Annotated in this window: 5 protein-coding genes; all 5 read right to left on the reverse strand. The window is 64.5% G+C overall.

Translation table 11 applies throughout. The annotated features are described in order from the left end of the window. Positions 1-11: 11 nt before the first annotated feature. The 5 genes from LIS66_RS13670 to LIS66_RS13690 are packed head-to-tail and all read right to left on the reverse strand — an operon-like array spanning position 12 to position 23,104. On the reverse strand, positions 12-218 hold the full coding sequence (locus LIS66_RS13670; protein WP_039762895.1) for an MbtH family protein: 207 nt from the start codon (positions 216-218) through the stop codon (positions 12-14). Continuing rightward, positions 215-895, reverse strand: coding sequence for a hypothetical protein (locus LIS66_RS13675; RefSeq protein ID WP_227972340.1), 681 nt, complete (start codon positions 893-895; stop codon positions 215-217). The genes LIS66_RS13670 and LIS66_RS13675 overlap by 4 nt, the downstream gene beginning before the upstream one ends. Next, positions 892-9,987, reverse strand: a complete 9,096-nt coding sequence (locus LIS66_RS13680; RefSeq protein ID WP_227972341.1) for a non-ribosomal peptide synthetase — start codon at positions 9,985-9,987, stop codon at positions 892-894. Before LIS66_RS13680 ends, LIS66_RS13675 begins: the two co-directional genes overlap by 4 nt. Further along, on the reverse strand, positions 9,987-14,099 hold the full coding sequence (locus LIS66_RS13685; RefSeq protein ID WP_227972342.1) for a non-ribosomal peptide synthetase: 4,113 nt from the start codon (positions 14,097-14,099) through the stop codon (positions 9,987-9,989). Before LIS66_RS13685 ends, LIS66_RS13680 begins: the two co-directional genes overlap by 1 nt. Continuing rightward, the gene (locus LIS66_RS13690; RefSeq protein ID WP_227972343.1) at positions 14,096-23,104 is read right to left on the reverse strand and encodes a non-ribosomal peptide synthetase; all 9,009 of its coding nucleotides are present in this window, start codon (positions 23,102-23,104) and stop codon (positions 14,096-14,098) included. Before LIS66_RS13690 ends, LIS66_RS13685 begins: the two co-directional genes overlap by 4 nt. Positions 23,105-23,212 lie beyond the last annotated feature (108 nt).

The following is a 23,212-nucleotide window of genomic DNA, read 5'->3' on the forward strand; positions in this document are numbered from 1 at the left end:
CCTCACCTTTTTTATTGGAACGACACCGATGATTGCTCGTGCAGCGAACGCGGGCGCATGTCAATCCAGTGTTCGTTGATGTAATCCAGGCAGACCTGGCGTTCGCCACGCATCCCCGCCTCGTTCCAGCCGCTGGCCATCGGCTTGCCCGCCGGCCACAGGGAATACTGACCCTGGGCGTTGATCACCACATCGAATTGCAGGTGTGCGTCATTCATGTCGTTCTCCTTGTTGAACGGGATTGCAGCGTGGCCAGACTCCGGTCGAGCCCGGCGGCGAGATGGTTGAATACGGCATGTCGCTGTTCGTCGCTCCAAGCGCAGGCCCCGACGTAAACCCGCACGGACGCCCCGCAGACCTGAGCGCAGGTGTCTGCATCGTCGTCCGCAAAGGCCCGGGCCGACACCTCGGCGTTGGCGCTGGCATGAGCCTGGGCAAACGCGGCGGCAGCAGCCTCGGTATTGAGTTGTGCGTAATACTCGGCGAACGCCTCGGCATCGCCGAAGTGCTCGGAAATCGTGGCGCTGTTGGCCGGTGCGAGGCCGTAGGTCATCGCACTGGCGTGGGCCTTGGCGTACGCCGCGTCGTAGGGGTAGGCCTTGCGGTACAGCGCCAGCAACACCGGTTTGAGCGTGGCCCGCCACTCGCCCTGACGCCCGATCACGCCGAGCGCCGCCCGCTGATGCAGGCTTTGCAACGCGAGCAGCGCCTGCTGATGTTCCGGCAAGGCTTCGCAGAGCATCGGCATGACCACGTCGGCCTGCCAGAGATGAAACAGCTGAAACGGCACCTGACCCCGCAATTGCCTCAAGCGCAAGGCCGCGTTCGAATCGGCTTCGCACAACACCTTAGTCAAGGCCAGCCACCATCGCGGCATCGAGATCGGATCATTCATGGCGCAGGCTCATCCGTACCGATCACCTCGGCCAGCAACCGCGCCCAGCGGCCCGCCACGATGCCGTAGTGATCGGTGTCGAGGGTTTGCCAGCTGCGCAACTGCGGCAGCAAGGCCTGCCAATTGCGTTGCAGGTCGTCCGGGTTCCAGGCATTGCCCAGCCCGTAAGGATTGGCCTGCCCGGCGATGAACAGCCGCACCGCTGTGGTCGCCAGCGCCGGCGGCTGGAAGTCGAGCATGCTGCTCATGTTGTTGCGACAGCACACCGTCAGCCGTTGCAGATACGCCTGACGTTCCTCGGCCATGCCCTGCCCTTCAACCTCCGGCCAGCGCTGGGCGAACTCGCGTTGGAACACCTGCTCGATCGTCTGTTCGTCGATGCCGGCCAGTTCCGCACCGGCATCCGGCGCGGGCGGGTCGATCAGGTATAACAACGGTTGCCTGAATCCGTCAGCCTGGGCCTGATGACACAGAGCCTGCGCCACCCATGCACCAAATGACCAGCCTGCCAGGCGCCAAGTGCTGCCGTGCGGAAGGTGGGCCTTGATCGCCGCCTGATACCGGCGTGCACGTTCGTCCACGCTGATGTTCGGCAACTGCGGGAGACGCAGCGCCGGGTCGGCGATCACGCACACGCCCACCTCCGCCGGCAATGCCGACACCAGTTCCCGATAGGCCTGCACATCGCCACCCACCGGGTGGATCAGGTACAGCCAATCACGGCCGGCACCGGCATGCCATTGATCAATCCGCACCGCGTCGTGCCAGTCGTGCGGTGCAGCCAGGGGCGCCTCTTCAACCGTGGCGGTCGACACCAGCCCAAGCACTTCGCTCAGGCTGACCTTGTGGCTGAATTGCGACAGCTGGAATACCTCACCAGTGGCCGCTTGCAGTTCGTCGATCAGGTCGAGCAGCGTCAGCGAATCCGCGCCCAGGTCGTACAGTGAATCGTCGTCCTCCAGCTCGGCCACCCCGAGCCACTTGCACAAACACTCACGCAGGCGCGTCGACAGATCCACGCCCTTCGGTGCCTCGACCACTGCGGCCACGGCACCATGGCGAACCGGATAGAACCGCCGCGCCGTGTCGATGCCGGTGGTGGAGATCAGTAGCTGCGGCAACTGCGTCGCCATCGCCAGATCGAACACCCGACAGCCCTCTTCGGCGGACAGGCCAACCGTCAGATGCTCCAGGTGCGCGGTGTCTGCGCTGTTGCTGGTGGTGGCCATGCCGATGTCGCGCCAGATGTCCCAGTTGATCTCCAGGCGCAGGCAAGCATCGGTCGCGTTCGGGCGATAGTGGGTGAAGCCGTCGAGCACCCCGCTGGCCGCTGCGTAGTCCAGATGCCCCGCGCCGCCAAACAGCGCTGACATCGACGAGCAGTACAGGACAAAATCCGGCGTCAGGTGCTCGATCAAGGCCTCGACCGCCAGCATGCCGCGGGTCTTGGCGGCCATGGCCTGGGCCATTTGCCGAGCATCGCGGTGACGAATCAGGCTGCCTGCACCGACGCCCGCCGCATGAATCACCCCGCTCACACGACCGTAACGAACGGCCAGTTGATCGAGTATCTGCGGCCAGCGCGGCAGGTCGGCGATGTCCGCTTTGATGCAGTCGATCCGCAAAGCGTAAGCCGCCAGAGACGCCGGCAATTGCCCCTGACGCGAGAGCAGCACCACCCGGCGTGCAGGTGCCTGCAGCAGGTGTTCGCACAAGGTCCGGCCGATACCGCCGCTGCCGCCCAGTACCAGGAACGTACCGTCTTCCGGCAGAAGCCCTGATGTCGTTGCCGGGCCGGTCAATGGCTGAGGCATTAAACGTGGCTGCCAGAGATAACCATCGCGCACCGCCATTCGCCGAGGCAATGAGACCGGATCGGCCAACAGCGCTGCGAACTCGCCCGCGTGCGCTCCGAGGCGTGACGACGGCCAGTCCAGCCAGTGGCAACGCACCGGGTATTCCTGCGGCACCACTTCAGTGACGCCGGCCAGCGCTGCCAGTTCGGGCCGTTTAACCTCGCCGTCCACCGGGCATGCCTGCCACGACATCAACCACAACCGCAGACGGGTCGTGCGCGGGGTTTGCCCCCAGGCCTGCATCAGCGCACTGACCGTGTCCAGACAGGCCCACTGCGCCAGATCCAGCGATTGCTCGTTGACTGCACCAGCCACCGCCAGTGGCAAGGCATGCAGCCAGTCGAGCTCGCCGAGTGCAGGTTCTGCGACCTCAGCGAGCAAACGGCTCAGGGCCTCAGCGTCCAGCGGATCAAGCTCGAAACGGTCCGTGCTCAGGCGTTTGAAACCGTTGCCGGTGCGCACTTGAATCACGCGTCGATACACGGCGTTCAGGCTCGCCAGCAATGTCGATTCGGGCGCGTCATGGCTGCACAGAATCAACACCTCACGGGATCCGGCCGTCGCTGTCGCGCTCAGGCGCCGGGTGCGCACCCACTGTCGCTGGTGGAACCAGTCCGCCAGCGGTTGTCGCTCAAGGGTTGGCGCATCAGGTTGAACAGCTACAGGTGGCTGGAAACGATACGGCTGAAGATCGAACGACGACGGCGGCAAATCCCAGGGCGGCGGTGCCGAGCGTTGTGGCCACTGGATATTCGCGCCTTCGTACCAAGCTTCCAGCAGCTCCTGCGGCGATTGATCACGGGCGATCAACGGCGCGCCCGAGGCCGTGATTTCCTTGATCGCTGTCGGCTGCAATGGAATGTCGTCACCCGGCCGGCAGACCATCGCGAAGCGCCAGCGCAACTGCCGGCGACCTGACTGCAAGTGCCGTAGCAACGCAGTCTGCTGTTCCGGGTTCGCGTGCAGGTATTCGCGAATCGCCGCGATATCGCGCAGCAACTCCGCCCGGCTATGCGCTGAAATCATCAGCAGCGGCAACGTTTCCTCAACAGTTTGCTGCGCCGTAGGTGCAGCACCAACGATGACATGCGCGTTGGTCCCGCCGATCCCGAAACTGCTGACACCGGCCAGTCGCCGCCGCCCTTGCGGCCATGGCCGGGACGTGGTCGGCACATAGAACGGCGAATGCTCCAGGTCGATCTGCGGGTTGATCCGGCCAAAACCCAGGTTAGGCGGCAGTACGCCATGGAACACCGCGAGGCTGGCGCGAATCAACCCGACCACGCCCGCCGCCGCACCCAGATGACCGATCTGGCTTTTCACCGAGGCCAGCGCGCATCGGCCGGCCGGCGCATCGCCGAACGCCTTGGTCAACGCCGCGACCTCGATCGGATCGCCGAGCAAGGTGCCGGTGCCGTGGGCCTCTACGTAGCCGATGTCAGCGCCGGTTAACCCGGCACGGCTCAAGGCATCGCGGATGACCGCGCTCTGCCCGGCCACCGACGGCGCGGTGTAACTCATCTTGGCCCGGCCATCGTTGTTCAACGCCGATCCCTCGACCAGCGCGTAAATCCGGTCGCCATCGGCCCGCGCCTTGGCCAGCGGTTTGAGCACCACTACGCCGTAGCCGCTGGCGCCAAGGGTGCCGCTGGCGTCGTCGCTGAACGGACGACACAAACCGTCGGCGGAGAAAATGTGCTGCGAGCGGTGCCGGTAGCCCTCGGTCAGCGTCGGGTCGATCAGCACCCCGGCCGCGAGCATCACGTCGCTGTCGCCCTGACGCAGCATCGAACTGGCCAGGTGCACGGCGATCAGCGAGCTGCCGCAAGCAGCCTGCACGCTCAGGGCCGGGCCGTTCAGGTCCAGGTGATACGCGGCTTTGGTCGCCAGAAAATCCTTGTCGTGATGCAGCGCCAGCTGGAAGCCGTCGGGCAAATCGTCGTCTGCGGTTTCACGCAGCATTTGCTGGAAGTAAGTGGTTTCGCCGCAACTGGCGATCAGGCCGATGCGCGGGCCATTCGCCGACGGGACGATGGCCGCGTGTTGCAGGGCCTGAACGCACGCCATCAGCAGATGCCGCTGTTGCGGGTCCATCAGGCGCGCTTCCTGGCGGCTGATGCCGAAGTACTCAGCATCGAAATCGAGCATGCCCGCCAGTTGACTGCGGGCGCCGACCAGCCCCTCGTCAGCGGCAAAGTGCTCAATGCCCAGCCGATTGCCTTGCACCAGCGCCCAGAACTCGGACAGGTTCTGCGCCCCGGCCACATTGACCGACATGCCGATGATCGCCATCGGCTGATGGCCTGCATCGGTCTGCCGCCCACGCTCGGCCACGTCCACCGGCGCGGTCGACAGATGCGCCGCCAGACGTCGCACCGTGACGTATTCAAACAGGTCGGCCATTGTCACCTTGTGCGGCAGCTCTTCGGCGTAACGGCCATGCAAACGCATCAAGCCGAGGCTGGTGGCGCCGGCCTCGAAGAAGCTCTGCTGCGGTTCGATGTCCCGTCCGATCACGGCTTGGAACAGCTCGCTGAGTTGCCGTTCCAGCGCGGTCAATTGAACAACCGGTGTTGGCGTACTGCGCCGCTCCAGGGCCTCGCCAACATTCGGCAAGGCCTTGCGGTCGATCTTGCCGCTGGGCGTGCGTGGCCAGAGGTCGATCCGCCGGTATTCATCGATTCGCACATGGGCCGGCAGCAGTTGCGCGACCTGACGATCCAGCTCACCGGATGTCGCAGGTTCGCCCTCGAGCTGCAACCAGGCAATCAGCCGTGGCGGATCGGCCTGCACCGCCACCACCGCGTTGACCACTTCCGGCACCTGCATCAGCGCCGACTCGATCTGACCCAGTTCCAAGCGATGGCCGCTGAGTTTGATCTGCTGATCGTCACGTCCCAGATAATGCAGGCAGCCCTGGGCATCGGCCCACGCCAGATCGCCGGTGCGGTAGTACAAACGGCCGTCTGCCAGCTCGACAAACCGCGCAGCGTTCAACACTGGATCAGCCAGGTAGCACCGGGCAACCATTGGCCCGGCCACCAGCAGGTAGCCACGGCAGCCGTTGGGCACCGGGCGGTCATGCTCATCGACCAGCAACAGCCGCGCATTGCCAACGGCATGGCCGATCGGCGCGCGCAACGACCAGTTCCGCGCCACGGACGGCAGGCGCAAGGCGCTGACCACGTGGGTTTCGGTCGGGCCGTAATGGTTGAACAGCGAGGCGTGCGGCATGCCGCCGAACCAGTTGCGCAGCGCATCGGTGCAAAGCAGTTGCTCGCCGGCCGTGATCACCTCGCGCAATGCCGAAGGGTAAATGCCCCGGGCCACGGCGGTTTGCGCCAGGTGCTGCAAGGCCACGTACGGTAGAAACAGGCGCTCGATCCGCGCCTCCAACATGTACTCCAGCAACGCCTCGGCGTCCTGACGCCAGCGCGGCGTGATCAGGTGATAGCACCCGCCGCCGCACAGGGTGCTGAAAATCTCCTGAAACGACACATCGAACGACAGCATCGAGAACTGCAGGGTTACCGCTTTCGCCGACAACTGCCCTTCGGTGCGCTGCCATTGCAGCAGGTTGCACAGGGTGCGCTCCGACACTTGCACCCCTTTGGGCGTGCCGGTCGATCCGGAGGTGAACAGCGTGTACAGCGGCCGTTCGCCGGCGTGGCGTCGACGTTCGAACGTTGTGGCATTGGCGCTCAGATCGACCCGATGGGTGGCGAATCGTCCGGGGTTCAGGTCATCCAGCGCTGACTTCGTCATATCGCTGAACAGCACGCAATGCGGTTGCGCCTGTTCCAGCACCTGGCGCTGGATCGCCACCGGATAGGCAGGATCCAGCGGCACGGCCGTCAGATTGAGTTTGGCCAGGGCCAGCAAGGCGACGATGTGTTCCACCGAGGCATCGAGGAACAGCACGACATGCAATGGCGCGTTCCCGACGGGCAACGGATGGCACTCGATCAGGTTTGCCGTCAGAGCATCGGCCAGCGCATTCAGTTCGCTGTAGGTAAGGCGCCGCTGGCCTTGAACCAGCGCAACCGCATCCGGCGTGCAATGCACTTGATGCTCGAACCCGTCCGCCAGTGTGTTGAACGGCAGCGCAGTCCGAGGGCCCTCACTGGCCGGGGGCAAACCACGTCGATACGGACCGAGCAAATCGTTGAGGTTGGCCGCCGGGGTTTCCAGCAACAGGTCCAGGCCTCGGCGAAACAGCGCATTCACTGCGCGCATCTGTTCGCCATCGAAGTAGCTGCACTGATATTCCCACCAGCATTCCAGTTGCGACCCGCTGCCCACCATCAACAGCGTCAGCGGGCACTTGGCGTGCAAGTGCTCGTTGAATTGCAGCGTCGCGTGCAGGTTCGAATCGGCCAGCGCTGCGTAATCGGTGTTCTCCAGCACGAACATGAAATCGAACAGTAACGGGCTCGACGACAGCCGCAGGTCTTCCACCAGATCCGCCAGCGCCACGTCCTGCAACGCCAACACCTCGCGCACCGTGGCGGTCTGCTTGCGCAACTGTTCGTCCAGGGTCGATGCCTGCTCGACGGCGGTCGGGATCAGCACAGTGTTGGCAAACATGCCGACCGTGTCTTCGAACTCCGCCAGTGGCCGGTTGGACACCGGACTGGCGATCCGTGGCCGTTCGCACCCGGTCAGGGCGTACAGGCTCCAGGCGAAGACGCTGAACAGCACTTCGAAACGGGTCAGCCGTTGTTGGGTGCAAAAGCGTTCGAGGGCCGCGCTGCGCAGGGTGCCCAAAGGTTCCCGGTGCAACCGGGCGTCCGGGCTGATTTCGCGCATTGGCATCAATGCAGGCGGCGGTTCTTCCTGACGGCGATGCAACTCGGCGAGGGCGCGGCGCTGGTCACGATAATGCGGATCGACGCTCCACTGGCGCTGCCACTGGCCAAACTCCAGCGTCGTCAAGCGGGCCGCGGGTTGCAGGCTGTCGCGGCCTTGCAGGACATCGCTGTAAAGCTGCGCCAGGTCGTCGAACAGCAGGTTCACAGACCAACCATCGACGATGATGTGATGCAGGTTCAGCAACAGCCGGCAACTGCCATCGGCGAACGGCAACAGCCAAGCCTGAAACAGCTTCGGGGTGGTCAGGTCGAACGGCGCGGCGAACACCAGGTCGGCGAAGGCCTGCCAGTTGTCCTCGGTGAAATGCCCGACCGCAAAGATGCGACAGGTCGAGCCCTGCTCGGCGATTACCTGATCCAGTCCATCGGCACCCGCCACGAATGCCGTGCGCAACCCCGGATGACGCTGCACCAGACGCCCCAACGCCTCGGCGAGTGCCGCGACTTCGACCCCTGCCGCCAGATTCAGAATCAGCGGCACGCTGTAGGCGGTCGAGGTCGGCGAGCGTTGTTGCAACAGCCACAGGCGGCGCTGTTCGGCGGTGGCTGGTAGGCGTTTTGCGCGACTGATCGCGGGCGCGGGTGGGTAGATCGACGCGCCGTTCGTTTCACCGCTCAGTTGTACGGCCAATGACGAGAAAGGCTCGTTGAGCAACGTATCGATCGCGATCTCGCGCTGCCAGCGGACACGGATCGCCGAACGCAGGCGCATCGCCTTGAGCGAGTCGCCGCCACAGCCCAGCCAATCGTCCTGCGCACTCAGAGCGGGTTGGCTGAGCAGCGAACGGGCCTGACTCAGCAACCAATCCAGCGCCGGTGATGCGTTTTCGTTATCCGTAGCCGTCAGGACTGGGTGCCACGGACTCAAACCTTGGGCCAGCAAGCTATCACGATCGATCTTGCCATTGGCCGTCAGCGGCAGGCGCTCCAGCAGGAACAGCTGATTAGGCCGCATGTAAGGCGGCAGTTGTGCCCGCAGATGGTTTTCGAATGCGTGATAGTCCAGAGCCCGGCGAGAGACGATGAACGCCAGCAACTGATGATCTTCCGCCGCCTGCCGCCGGGTGCAGACATACACCTGCGCCACACCCGGATGCTCCAGGATCCGTTGCTCCACCTCCCCCGGCTCGATCCGGAAACCCCGGATCTTCACCTGCCGGTCGACCCGCCCCAGGTACTCGATCAAGCCTTCGGCATTGCACCGCACCAGATCGCCGGTGCGGTAATGCACCTGCGCGCCACCGTCGAGGTCGGGCAAACGGACGAACTGGCGGGCGGTTTCTTCGGGCCGGTTGCGGTAGCCACGGGCGACACCACTGCCACTCAAATACAGCTCGCCGACCTCGCCTGCCGACACCGGGCGTTGCTGCTCATCCAACACCTGTACGCCGGTATCCGGCAACGGCCGGCCAATGGGCGCCGAGTCACCGGCAAAATCGCGGCTGATCGGCCAGCACAGGGCAAACGTGGTGCATTCGGTGGGGCCGTAGACGTTGAAGATCCGGCAGCGGCTCTCAGGATTGGCCCGATACCATCCACGCACGGCGGCAGCGCTGATCTGCTCACCGCCGATCAGCACCTGACGCATGCTGGAAAAGCACGACGGCCACTCGGCAATCATCGTGTTGAACAGCGACACCGTCATGAACAGGTTGTCGACCTGCGTGCGCTCCAGCACCTCGGCCAGTCGACGCGCATCCAGCACGTCCTCTTCAGCGATCAGGACGCAGCAACCGCCGTTGAGCAGCGGCGCCCACAGTTCGAAACTGCACGCATCGAATGCCGGGTTGGACAGGCAGGCAAACCGGTCCGTCGGGCGAATCTCGATATAGCTGTCGGTGGACGCCAGCCGCAGCAAGCCGCGCTCGCCAACCTCAACCGCTTTCGGCGTGCCGGTGGTGCCCGAGGTGTAGAACAGGAACATCACCTCGGCGAAGTCTTCGGCCAGTGTTTGCGGCGCAGCGTCCGGCTGATCGAGCAAGGCCTCGACGCTGGTTTGCCACAGTGAAGGCGACCACAACGATTCGTCATTCAGGGTAATCAGGCCGACACACGCCGCATCCGCCAGCATCAGTTCCCGACGTTGGCGCGGGCTGGCCCGGTCCAGCGGCACCACTACCGCGCCAACTTTCAACGCGCCGATAATCGCCGCCAACCACTGCCAGCATCGCGGCATGCACAGCGCCAGCGACTGGCCGGGCTCGACGCCGCGCGCCAGCAACCCTCGGGCGATGCGTTCGCTGGCGCTGGCCAGTTGGGCGTAAGTCAGCCTGACCGATTGATCGATCACCGCCGGGGCTTGCGGATTGCGCGCCACTTGCTCGGCAAAACGCGCGAGCAACGGCCTGTCATTGGACGCACTCATTATTTCGCCTCCTGCGCGTCGAAGCGTTGCAGCTCCCGACGGATGATTTGCGAGACCCGGTGGATTTCCGCGCTTTCGAGCATGTCCCAGTGCCCGCCGCTGACCAGTTTCGCCAGATAGCCGCTGCCCGCGCGGCGACGCCAGAAGCCGCGCAGTTCATGCAACTGATGGCGGCTGAAATCTTCCCGCGCCTGGATCAGCACCACACGACCGGCGCGCGGCGAGCACTCATAAGCGGCCATGGCCAGCCGGTTGTGGTTGTAGATGTTGAAATAGCGCTCGACCTGGGCGTCTTCGATGCCGGGGTACATGCCGTTGAAGCGCACCAGTTTGTCGCGAAACTCGGCCATGTCCACGGTGCCGATCTGCTCGCGGAAACCGGGGTCGTCGCTACCCTGGGTGTCAAGCAGCACCACCGTCACCTGACGATGCCCCGCCGCCGTCAACCGTCGCGCCATTTCATAGGCTACGAGGCCGCCGAACGACAACCCGGTGAGGATCAGCGGTTGCTGTGTCAGCGGCTCAATCTGGCGCAAGTAGGCCTCGGCCATCGCTTCGACCGTCGGCTCGGTGCTCTCCCCCGGATTCAGCCCCGGCGATTGCACGCCGTAGACGCCGGTTGTATCCGGCAGCACCTTGGCCAGCGATAGGTAGCAGAACGCCGTGCCGCCCGCCGGGTGAATGCACACCACGTTGTGCTGGCCGCTGCCGCGTCGGAATTCGATCAGGTTGCTCTGGGCCAGCGCCGGGTTGGCCCCGACCCGCAGCCAGCCGCCCAGCGCTTCGATGGTCGGGTAGCTGAGCACCACGCGCACCGGCACTTCGACCGCGAACTGCTGGCTGATTTCATGGGCCATTTTGATTGCAGCGATGGAGGTGCCGCCGACATTGAAAAAGTTGTCGCGAATGCCGATCTGCGGCGCCAGCAACAGGCTTTTCCAGATCTGGTACAACGCCAGTTCGATGTGATCGCGCGGGCTGCTCAGGTTGACCTGGCGGTTAGTCATCTCTTCATCCGCCAACGCTGTCAGCGCGGTTCGGTCGACCTTGCCGTTGGCGGTAAGTGGCAGCGCGTCGAGCCACAGGTAGCTGCCGGGGATCACCGCTCTGGGCAGTGTCGTCGCCAGATGGGCGTGCACCGCTGCTTCGTCCACGGTCTCGGCCACCACGCAACAGGCCACCAGCCGCTGATCCTGCGCTGCTTCGCCGACCATCAGCACCACGGCGCTGCGAATGCCGGGAAACGCTTCGAGCCGGGCCTCGATCTCGCCCAGTTCCAGACGCACGCCGCGCAACTTGACCTGAAAGTCGTTGCGACCGAGAAATTCCAGTTGACCGTCCGGGCGATAACGCGCCAGATCGCCGCTGCGATAGAGCCGATCGCCTGTCACAAACGGATTGTCGATAAAGCGCTCGGCACTGAGCTGCTCCAGTCCCAGATAGCCACGGGCCACGCCCACGCCGCCAATGTGCAGATGCCCGGTCACGCCTACCGGCACCGGCTGGTCGCGGTCATCAAGCACGTAAAAACGGTTATTGGAAATCGGCCGGCCGATCGGCAGCTGCCGGGCCGGAACCTCGGCGCCAGGCTCCAGGGTCCAGATGCTGTTGATCACCGTGGTTTCGGTCGGGCCGTAGACGTTGTGCAGCCGCGCATGGGGCAGGCGCTCCTGAAAGCGCCGGGCCAGAGCCGGTGGCAGTTCACCGCCGCCGCTGAACACGTCAGTCAGCGACGCACACTGGCTGACCTCGTCGACCTCCAGAAACAGCTGTAGCATCGCCGGCACGAACACCAGCGCCGTGACCTTCCGTTCGCGCACCTCGCGCGCCAGATACGCTGGTTCGTAATGCCCGCCGGGCCGCGCGATCACCAGCCGCCCGCCAGTTGCCAGCGGCCAGAACGTCTCCCACGCCGAGGCATCGAAACCGAACGGAATCTTGTGCAGCATCGCCCCCGCTTCGCCGCAGACCTGCAAACACCACAGCAGCAGGTTGCTCAGGCCACGGTGGGCGACCATCGCACCCTTGGGCAAACCGGTGGTGCCCGAGGTGTAGATCACGTAGGCGAGGTGGTCAGGGGTGACGCCGACATGGCGCGGATCAAGATTGTCCGCCGGCAATGACGCCCAGCTCGCGGCATCTTTTTCGAGGTCGAGAATCGGCGCTTCCCAGGTCGAGCCTTGCACGGCTTGCCGCAGGAAAGCGTGCGCCGAGCCGAGGGTCAGCAGCACCGCCGGCGTGCTGTCACCGAGCATATGGCTCAGGCGCCCCAGCGGATAATCCGGATCCAGCGGCACGTAGGCGCCGCCGGCCTTGAGCACTGCCAGCAACGCGACCGGCAACTCCAGCGAGCGCTCGATGCACACCGCCACGCGCACATCCGGGCCGACGCCCAAGTTGCGCAAGTGCCGCGCCAGGCGGTTGGCCCGGGCATTGAGTTCGGCGTAGTCAAGCGACTCACCCTCGAAAACAACTGCGCAGGCCTGAGGGTTGCTCGCCGCCTGCGATTCGACCAGTTGATGCACGCAGGGCGCCGCTTGCGTCAGTGGCGCGGCGCGGTTGAACTCCACCAGCATCTGCTGACGCTCCGCCTTGTTCATCAACGGCAAGGCATTGATCGGTTGCTTGGCGTCGGCGGCGATCTGCTCGAGCAGGTGGCGGTAGTGCCCGCTCAGGCGTTCGATGGTCGCAACGTCGTAAAGGTCGGTGTTGTATTCCACCAGCAAGTCCAGGCGCCCTGCCCGCTCGACCCATTCGAATGCCAGATCGAACTTGGCCGTTGCACTGCTGGTGCCGTACGGCGCCAGTTCCAGAGCGGGCATGTGCACCGCGTTGCCCGGGGTGTTCTGCAGCACCAGCATCACCTGGAACAACGGTGAGTGACCGGGATCGCGCGGCGGGTTGACGGCCTCGACCACGCGGTCGAACGGCACGTCCTGATGGGCGTGGACGTCGAACATCTGCCCCCGCACCTCACGCAGCAGTTCAGCGAAGGTCTGCTGCGGATTCAGGCGCTGACGCAGCACCAGCGTATTGACGAAATGACCGATCAGCGGCTCGATTTCCGGACGATTGCGATTGGCGAACGGCGTGCCGATGCACAGATCCTGCTGACCGCTGTGGCGCCACAGCAGCACCGCCAATGCGCCCAGCAACACGTTGAACAGCGTGCCCTGGGTCTGCCGGGCCAGCGCGGTGAGTTCACGCAAGGTGCCGCCATCGACGGACGAACTGAACGTGGCCCCGACAAAGCGCTGCACCAGCGGTCGCGGCCGGTCGGCGGGCAAGGTCGATAACAGCGGCGCGTCGTCCAGGGTGCGGCGCCAGTAATCGAGCTGCGCGTCCAGCGCCGCACCACCCACCCGCTGTTGCTGCCAGCACGCGTAGTCGGCGTATTGCACCGACAACGGCGCAAGAGTCGAGGTTTCGCCACGCAGATAATCGCCGTACAGCGTGGCGATTTCATGCAGGATCACTCCCATCGACCAGCCGTCGGCGATGATGTGATGCACGCTGTACAGCCACAGGTATTCATCGTCGGCCACGTGCAGTAACGACGCCCGCAGCAGTGGGCCGGCGGCCAGATCGAACGGCGCCCGGGCATCCTGTTCGACGGCGATTCGCACTTGCTGCTCACGCTCGTCGGCAGGCACTTGGCGCAGATCCGTCACCGACAACGACAGCGGCATCGACGAATGCACCACCTGACGCGGTTCACCGTCCACGCTGCAAAACGTCGTGCGCAGGACTTCGTGGCGGGCCACCAGTTGGTTGAGCGCCTGCTCCAGTTGCGCGACGTCCAACTGCCCTTTCAGCGTTACCGCCGTCGGCACGTTGTAGAACGGGTTGCCGGGTTCCAGTTGATCAAGAAACCACAGTTGCCGTTGCGAAAACGACAATGGCCAGGCCCCGTTCGCACCTGCACGACGGGGAATTACCGCGTCATCTTGCCCGCCGAGCAAGGCGATCAGTTCCTGTTTGTGACGCTTGAGCGCCTGGGTCAGCTGTTCGGTGAGAAACCCGCGCGGCGCCTTGCAGCGCAGCCTGTCACCGTCAACCTCGAGCACCACGCCATGGCGAGCGAACAACGCCAGCAATTGATCGGCAGTCATACTTCGAATTCCTCCATGTCTTCATCGTCCAGGCTGGCGGTCACAGGCTCGATGGCAAACGCCTCGACTGGCGCGCGGTGTCGTTCATCGGCCGTGCGCAGGCCGCCGATCATCGAGTAGATCAATTCATGGCTCGGCCCGAGGTCGAACAGCGTGGTCAGTTGCTGTTCTTCGACCGAGCCGATACCGCACAGGCCCAGGCCCTGCTCGACGGCGGTCATGCTCAGCAACTGGGCCATGGCGCCGCTTTCGATGTGGCAGAAGTCGCGGCTGCGCTCGCCGTACAACGGACGAATCGCCGCCATGTCGGCGATGAAGAACAGCGAGAACGCGGCGTTCTCGTACACCGGACGGTTGACGAAATAGTCATAGGTGTCCGGGTCGAGCGCTCCGCTCTGGAGCGCCAGCAGACGATGCTGGCGGGGATCGTAGTAATACGCGCCGCCGGGCACGCCGAGCACGCGATCCGGCTTGACGTAGAGGTACGCCTGAATCGGGTACAGCCCGCCCGCCGACGGGAACTGGTATTTCACCTCGCCATCGAGTTGCCCTTGGGCCAACGCCGCCAGTACGTGCGCGAAGGCCCGGGTGGCGATCGGTTGCTGATCGTATTGACGCACCGAGCGGTAATTGCTCAAACGTCGGGCGAAGGCCGGGTCTTGCGGCAGGTCCAGCGCCAGCGCCGGCAGGGTCTGAGCGAAGTCGCGGCGTCCGCGCTGTTCGGCCTTGAACTGCGCCCGCTGCTGGGGATCTTCGATGATGTCCTGTACGGGATCCGGGGCTTGCTGCACGTTGCCGAGCACATCCTGCCGCGCCCGGTTCTGGCGGTACATGCCAAGCAGATGCAGCAACGTTGGTTGGGCCAGCAGTTGCGCCACGTGCGGGCGGAACTGCAAGGCGCCGGACAAGGCGTTGCTGATCCTGACGATATCGATCGACGTTGCGCCGAGGTTCAGCAGATTGGCGTTGGCAGCAATGGAATCGCGCTTGAGCACGTCCTGCACGATTGCCACCAGCCGTTGCTCCTGCGGGCCATCGACTTCGATCGCCGGCCCTTGCTCCTCGATCTGCTCCGGTTCCGGCAGGCGTTTCTTGTCGACTTTGCCGTTGGACGACAACGGCCACGCTTCAACAAAGGTGAACGACGGCGGAATCATGTAGGCCGGCAGTTTGTCGCTCAGGTACGCGCTGAAATCGTTGGCCTGCAACGCCGGATCGGCCTTGAGCACATAACCCGCCAGACGCTTCTCGCCCAGCGCGCTGCCCAAAATCCGCACCACCGCGCTCTGCACGCCGGGATGGCGATTGAGCGCCGCTTCGATTTCGCCCAGCTCGATGCGATAACCCTGAACCTTGACCTGATTGTCTTCGCGGCCGAGGAATTCGATGTTGCCGTCCGGCAGCAGGCGCCCCAGGTCGCCGGTGCGATACAGGCGCTCACCGGTCAGTGGATGATCAAAGAAACTGCCGGCGCTGAGCTTGTCATCGCGCCAGTAACCTTTCGCCAGACCGATACCGCCGATGTACAGCTGCCCCGCGACCCAGGTCGGGCGCACCTGCAGCGTTTCATCCAGCACGTAGAAGCGCTGATGATCGAGGGCCTTGCCGTAGGGAATGCTGCGCCACGCCGGGTCGACATGCTGCACCGGGTAGCAGATCGACCAGATCGACGCTTCGGTGGCACCGCCCAGGCTGATCAACTGCAAATCCGCCTGCAAGGCCCAGGCCCGCTCGGGCAGAGTCAATGGAATCCAGTCACCGGACAGCATCGCCACCCGCAGGCTGGCGGGCAACGCGCCGCCCTCGCCCTCTACGTACTCGACCAGCATGCCGAGCAGCGCCGGGACCGAGTTCCACACGCTGACCTGGTGACGTTCGATCAACACCAGCCAGTGCGCCGGATCAAGTGACAGTTGCGGTTCGAGGATGACCACCGCCGCGCCCACGGCGAGGGTGCCGAAGAAGTCATAGACCGACAGGTCGAAGCTCAGCGACGAGATCGCCAATACGCGGTCGTTCGGGCCGACGGCAAAGCGTCGGTTGATGTCGAGCAAGGTATTGACCGCACCGCGATGATCGATCACCACGCCTTTGGGCTGGCCGGTGGAACCCGAGGTATAGATCACGTAAGCCAGGTCGCTTTCGTTCACCTGCACCGGTTGCAGTGGCAGTACATCGGTTGAGCCTTCATCGCTCACCGCGATGGCCGTGACTTGCGCCGGCCATTCGATTTTGTCGAGCAGCGCTGGTTGGGTCAGGGCCAGACTCGCCTCGGCCCGCTCCAGAATATGCCGCAGCCGTTCCGCCGGCTGAGTCGGCTCAATGGGCAGATAAGCGCCGCCGGCATACAGAATCGCCAGGGTCGCGACCACTTGCTCCCAACCGCGCTCCATCACCACCGCGACCAAGCGGTTCGGCAGCACGCCTTGCGCTTGCAGACGGGCGCCGAGTTGCCGCGCCTCGTTGCGTAGCTGGGCGTACGTCAGCTGTCGCGCACCGATTACCGCCAGCGCATCCGGTGTCGCGAGGGCCTGACGTTCGAACAAGTCGTGCATCAACGGCAGCGTGTGCTGGTTGTCGACCGGTGCCGGCAAGCGCGCCTGCGGCAACAATTGCGGCGTGTTTGCGCCCCAGGCTGCCGGCTCGCACAGGCTGTCGAGCAGCGTGTTATAGGCGACGAACATCTGCTCGATCATCCCTTGCGGGAACAGTTCGTCGATGCTGTCCCAGTTAAACAGCAGGCGTCCTTCCAGCTCCAGCAACGTATGGTCGAGCCACACCTGCGGGGTCTGGGTGATGCTGTGCATGTGCCTGGCATTCAACGCGTCGGCGAGATTGAATTCGGCCAGTTCCGGCGCCGCTTCCGACAGTGTGCTGTTGAACACGATCGGCATCGCCGTCTGCTGCACGCCCCGGGCCTGGGACAATTCGCGCAGTACTCGCACACCGCTGACCACCGAATGGTCGATATCGCGCCACAGTTGCGCCTGCACCGCGCGCGCCTTGTCGGTGAAACTCTGCGAACCGTCGATGCCGACTTCCAGCAGCACCAGCGAGGTGAAGTCGCCGATGATTTCGTCTACATCGGGATGCAGCGGCATGCGGTTGAACAGCGGCAGGCTCAGGGTGAAACGCGGCGTGCGGCTCCACAGCGCCAGCACTTCGCTGAACGCGGTCAGCAGCATCACCGACGGCGTCACAGCAAACTGTTTAGCCACGGCTTTGAGCTGCGTCCACTGCGCCGCCGACATGTCGCGGTCGCGGCGGGTGAAGTGCGGGTTGGCGATGCTTTCCGGCTGGCGCACCAACGGCAGGTCCGGCGCCGGGGCCAGAGTGGTCACCCGCTCACGCCAGTAGCCCAGCGCCTGCTCGTAGCGGCGGCCATCGCGCAGCTGTTGTTCGGCCAGCACATAGTCGCGGAAAGTCAGGCCCGGTTCCGCCAGTTCCAGCGTCGGATCGACGTAGAACGCCATCAGTTCGCGGGCGAGAATCTGCGTGCTCGCCGCGTCGACGATCAGCGCGTCGAGGCTGATGTGCAAATGGGTGATGCCGTCGTCGAGCAACGACAGGCTGAACTCGAACAGCGGCCAGCGACTGGCGTCCAGCACCTGGTGGGACTGGCGTTCGCGGGTCGCCTCAAGGGTGCGTTGCGCTTCATCAGCGGGCAACCCGCGCAGGTCGCTGCGCGGCATATGGTAGGTCGGCACCTGCCCCAGTACCTGTTGCGTGCCGTTGCTGAGGAACACCACGCGCAGCATGTCGTGGCGCTGGATCATGCGGTTCAGCGCACGCTCGAAACGCTCGGCGTCGAATTCGCGAATGCGCAGTTCTTCGTAGCCGTGGGCACTGACGCCGCCCAGACTGACCGTGGCCTCGCGACCGAACCAGTAGGCTTGCTGAATATCGGTAAGAGGGAACGGTTCATGTCGATTGCCGCGATCCGGCTCGAGCTGGATGAATGCCGGTTCAACGCTTTGCTCTTCACGCGACACCTGCGCCGCCAGATCCAGCAACACCGGGGTCTGGAACAGGCTGCTCAGGGACAGTTGCGCGCCCATGCGCTGGTTGATCGCGTAGATCATCCGCGTCGCCAGCAGCGAGTGGCCGCCGAGGTCGAAGAAGTTGTCGTGGATGCCGACCCTTTCGCACTTGAGCACTTCGGCCCAGATCCCGGCCATCTGACGTTCAATGTCATTGCGCGGCGCCTCGTAAGTCGCCCCGGCACTGCGTTCCGGCGCTGGCAGCGCCTGGCGGTCGAGCTTGCCGTTGCGGGTCAGCGGCAATTGCGACAGGCGAACCCAGGCACTCGGGATCATGTGTTCGGGCAACTGGCGTTGCAGTTCGGCGCGCAGGCATTCAGGGGTCGCGGTGCCGACCACATAGGCCACCAGACGTTTGTCCCCGGCCACGTCCTCACGCAGCAATACGGCGGCTTCCTGTACGCCGGGTTGTTGATGCAACAGGCTGTCGATCTCGCCGAGCTCGATGCGGAAACCGCGCAATTTCACCTGTTGGTCGATGCGTCCCAGGTATTGCACGTTGCCGTCGGCCTGGAACTTCGCGAGGTCGCCGCTGCGGTACATCCGCCCGCCCGGCTCGGCACTGAACGGGTCCGGCAGGAAGCGTTCGGCGGTCAGGTCCGGGCGGTTCAGATAGCCACGGGCCAGGCAAGCGCCAGCGATGTACAACTCGCCTGCCACGCCGATCGGCACGGGATTCAGAAATTCGTCCAGCACGTACAGCCGCGCATTGGCGATGGGGCGGCCAATGGGCGGCGCGTCCGGCCAGGACTCAGCCGCGTTGCAATCGAGGCTGAATTGGCTGACCACATGGGTTTCGGTCGGCCCGTACTGGTTGTGCAACTGCGCGCCGCCGAGCCCGCGGACAAAGCCACGCAGCTCGTCATTGATTTGCAGGGCTTCACCGGCGGTGATGATCTCGCAGCCGCCGGCCGGCATCGGTGCATCGGCCTCGGTCAGGCCGGCGAGTTGCTGCAACACGGCGAACGGCAGGAACGCCCGCTGTACACCTTCGGCCACCAGGGTCGGGCGTAGCGCGGCGAGGTCCTTGCGACTGTCCTCGGTCATCAGCAACAGGCTGCCGCCCTGGCACAGCGTGCTGCAGATTTCCTGGAACGAGACGTCGAAATTCAGCGAGGCGAATTGCAGCACCCGCTGCGGTGCCCTGGCCTGATCGAGTTGCCAGGTGATCAGGTTGTCCAGCGCACGACGGCTGTGGGCCACGCCCTTGGGTCGTCCGGTGGAGCCGGAGGTGTAGAGCACGTAGCCGAGGTGTTCCGGTGTCACCGTGACCTGCGGATCATCCGTCGGGTGTTGCGCCCATTGCGATGCGTCAGTGTCCAGGCAGCAGATTTTCGCCTCGTTAGCCGGTAGCCCGGCCATCAGGCTCGATTGCGTCAGCAGCAAGGTAGGCGCCGCATCACTGAACATGAACGCCAGGCGTTCGCTCGGGTAAGCCGGATCGAATGGCACATACGCCGCACCGGCCTTGAGGACCGCCAGCAGGCCGATGACCATTTGCGGCGAACGCTCCAGGCACAGGCCGACGCGATGCTCGGGGCCTACGCCTTGTTCGATCAGGTAACGCGCCAGGCGGTTGGCGGCGCGATTCAGTTCGCCGTAGCTCAGTTGCTCACGGTCGGCGAGCAACGCCACGGCGTCGGGTGTTTGCCGGGCGAGGCTTTCGAAACGCGCCACGCAACCGGGTAGCGACGCGGTTTCCCGGGCGGTGCGGTTCCAGTCATGAACGATCTGCTGGTGTTGCTCGGCGCTCAGCAGCTTGATCCCCGCCAGCGACTGCTCGCTATTCTCGAACATCTGCGTCAGTACCCGACGCAGGTACTCGCCGAACTGCTCGACGGTGCCGCGCTCGAACAGGCCCGAAGCATATTCCAGACCGCCGACGATCCGCCCGTCACGCTCACTGAGGGCCAGTTGCAGGTCGAACTTGGCCACGTGATGGCTGCTCTCGGCCGGGGTCACCTCAAGCCCGGTCAGCAGCAGATCGGAATCCTGATCCTGTTCCCAGGCAAACAGCACCTGGAACAGCGGACTGTGGGCCAGACTGCGCGGCGGGTTGAGCAATTCCACCACTTGCTCGAACGGCAGGTCCTGATGCTCCTGAGCCTCCAGCGCCACTCTCCGCGCCTGTTGCAGCCATTGCGCCACCGACGGCGTACCCGATTGAGTCATCCGCAGAGCCAACGTATTGACGAAGAAACCGATCAGCCCTTCCAGTTCCTGTTGCGGGCGGTTGGCCGACGGCACGCCGATCACCACGTCGCTTTGCCCCGACAGGCGCGACAACAAAAGCGAAAAACCGGCCAGCAGAGTCATGAACAGCGTCGTGCCTTGCTGCATGCCCAGGGCTTTCAATCGCGCGGTCAGAGCTTCGTCGAAGACCAATGGAACAAAGCCGCCGAGGTAATCCTGCACGGGCGGGCGCTTGTGATCGGTCGGCAGCTCCAGCAGCACCGGTGCGCCGCTGAGGGTTTCACGCCAATAACGGCTTTGCTGCTCCAGAACGTCACCGGACAGCCACTGTTTTTGCCACACGGCGTAATCCACGTACTGCACCGGCAATGGCGGCAGCGGATCGTCGCGATCCTGTAACGCCGCTGCGTACAGCTGGCCGAGCTCGCGGGTGAGCACGCCCATCGACCAGCCGTCTGAGATGATGTGGTGCTGGGTCAGCAACAGCACATGGTCATCCGCCGCCAGCCGCACCAGGCTGACCCTCATCAGCGGGCCGCGGCTCAGATCGAACGGTTCGGCGCCCTCCTCGTCGATCAAGCGGCTCAGGCGTTTTTGCGCATCGTTCCCCTGCACGTCAATCACCGTCAGCCGGATACCGTGCGCAGGCGGCGAAACCAATTGCCGCCCTTCCCCTTCAACGGCAATGAACGTCGTGCGTAGCGCCGCATGGCGCGCCACCAGTTGATTGAAGCTGCGTTCGAGTGCTGCCACGTCCAGCGAACCGCGCAAACGCAGGTTCAACGGCATGTGATAGGCGGCGTTGCCACCCTCCATTTGCGCCAAAAACCACAGGCGCTGCTGAGCAGACGACAACGTTTGCGCGCCCGAGCGTTCAAGGGTTGTGATGGCTGGACGAGCCGCCGCCTGACTGGCGTGCAGCCGTTCGGCGAACTCAGCCAGGACCGGCGCGGCAAACAGCGTCGAGGGTGCCACTTCCAGCCCCAGCGCATGGCGAACCTGCGCCAGCACGCGCATCACCAGCAGCGAGTGACCGCCGAGGGCGAAGAACTGATCCTGACGCCCGACCTGCTCGACGCCGAGCACGTCGGCCCAGATTGCGGCGAGCGCTGTTTCCAGCGGGCCTTGTGGTGCCTGATACTCCTGCTGCTCGAACGCCTCGATGTCCGGCGCCGGCAGGTTTGGCCGATCGACCTTGCCGTTGGCGGTCAGCGGCAACGCATCGAGACGCACGAAGGCGGTTGGCACCATGTAGTCCGGCAGACTGGTTTGCAGCTGTTCACGCAGCGCGCGCGGGCTCAGCGTTGAGTCTGGTTTTTCGCAGTAGTAGGCCACCAGACGCGGTTCACCGGGACTGTCCTGACGCAGCAACACCACGCTTTCCCGCACGCCCGGTATGTCCGCGAGCCGGGTTTCGATTTCCCCCAGCTCCAGACGCAGCCCGCGCAATTTGGCCTGGGAATCGTTGCGGCCGAGGAATTCCAATTGGCCGTCGGCCCGGTAACGCGCCAGATCGCCGGTGCGATACAGACGCTCGCCCGCCACGAACGGGCTGTCGATGAAACGCTCAGCGGTCAGTTGCGGCAGGTTCAGATAACCGCGCGCCACGCCGACGCCACCGATGTACAGTTCACCGGCTCCCCCCTCGGCAACCGCTGTACCGTCAGCGTCGAGCAGGTAAATCCGGGTATTGGGCAGTGCCCGGCCGACGGGCAACACCGCGTCGATCCGGCTGCCTTCGGTGAATTCAAAACAGGTGCTGTCGATGCTCGCCTCGGTGACGCCATAGGCCTGGACGATCTGCACCTGCTCACCGCACAGCCTGCGTAATTGCCGGGCGCTGTGGGCGGTCCAGATGTCGGAGCCACAGACCACGGTGCGCAGGAACGACAGGTCGTGGCCGGTCTCTTCTACCCACGCCAACAGTGGATTGAGCAGCGCCGGCACGAAGTCGGCAAAGCCGATGCGCGCGTCACGTATCAAGCGATACAGGGCCGGCGGGTCCATCAGGGTGTCCCGTGGACACAGCACCAGCGTGCCGCCAAAACCCAGCGCACGGATCAGGTCCGCGCTGAACACGTCGAAGGAAAAACCGGCCATTTGCAGGTGGTTGATCGGCTCGCCCAACTCATAGAGCTGCGCCCAGTCAGCACTCACCGCAACCAGCCCGCGATGCTCGACCATCACGCCTTTCGGGGTGCCGGTGGAGCCGGAGGTGTAGATCACGTAAGCCAGGTGACGGGGTGTCAGGCCGATCGCGTGAGGATCAAGGTTGTCAGCCGCAAGCGCAGCCCAATCGCGGGCGTCGGCCAGATCCAGCAGAGTGGGGGTGGTCGCCGACTGTTCGAGCGCCGCCCGCAAAACAACGCGCGCCTGTCCATGGGTCAGCACCACCGGCGGTGCGCTGTCGGCCAGCATGTGCGCCAGCCGCGCCTGCGGATAAGACGGGTCCAGCGGCACATAGGCGCCGCCGGCCTTGAGCACCGCGAGTACGCCGACCAGCATTTCCAACGAACGCTCCAGGCACAGTCCGACTCGCACGTCCGGCCCGACCCCGAGCTTGCGAAGGTGATGGGCCAACCGGTTGGCGCGGGTGTTCAGTTCACGATAACTGAGCGCCTCCTGCTGCCAGCGTGCGGCGATGGCATCAGGGTTGCGCAGCACCTGCGCCTCAAACAGACCGTGCACGCACAGGTCTGCATCGAACGGTTTCAAGGAGCAAACGTCGGGCTGCGTTGGATTCGTCCCACGCAAGGAAGTGTTATCGAGCATCGGAGACTACCGTCCATGACTACTTTATTGTTGTGATCCGGCCGGGACAGAACATGCCCCGCCAGTCAGGCCCCGGCATCAGATGCCGGCACGGTCATTCGAATTCAG

The sequence above is a fragment of the Pseudomonas sp. HN2 genome, from assembly GCF_020736465.1.
Classification (GTDB): domain Bacteria; phylum Pseudomonadota; class Gammaproteobacteria; order Pseudomonadales; family Pseudomonadaceae; genus Aquipseudomonas; species Aquipseudomonas moraviensis_A.

Excerpts from the sequence above, each read along its gene's own strand:
- LIS66_RS13670 (WP_039762895.1), bottom strand. The coding sequence starts at position 218 with ATGAATGACGCACACCTGCAATTCGATGTGGTGATCAACGCCCAGGGT.
- LIS66_RS13675 (WP_227972340.1), bottom strand. The coding sequence starts at position 895 with ATGAATGATCCGATCTCGATGCCGCGATGGTGGCTGGCCTTGACTAAG.
- LIS66_RS13680 (WP_227972341.1), bottom strand. The coding sequence starts at position 9,987 with ATGAGTGCGTCCAATGACAGGCCGTTGCTCGCGCGTTTTGCCGAGCAA.
- LIS66_RS13685 (WP_227972342.1), bottom strand. The coding sequence starts at position 14,099 with ATGACTGCCGATCAATTGCTGGCGTTGTTCGCTCGCCATGGCGTGGTG.
- LIS66_RS13690 (WP_227972343.1), bottom strand. The coding sequence starts at position 23,104 with ATGCTCGATAACACTTCCTTGCGTGGGACGAATCCAACGCAGCCCGAC.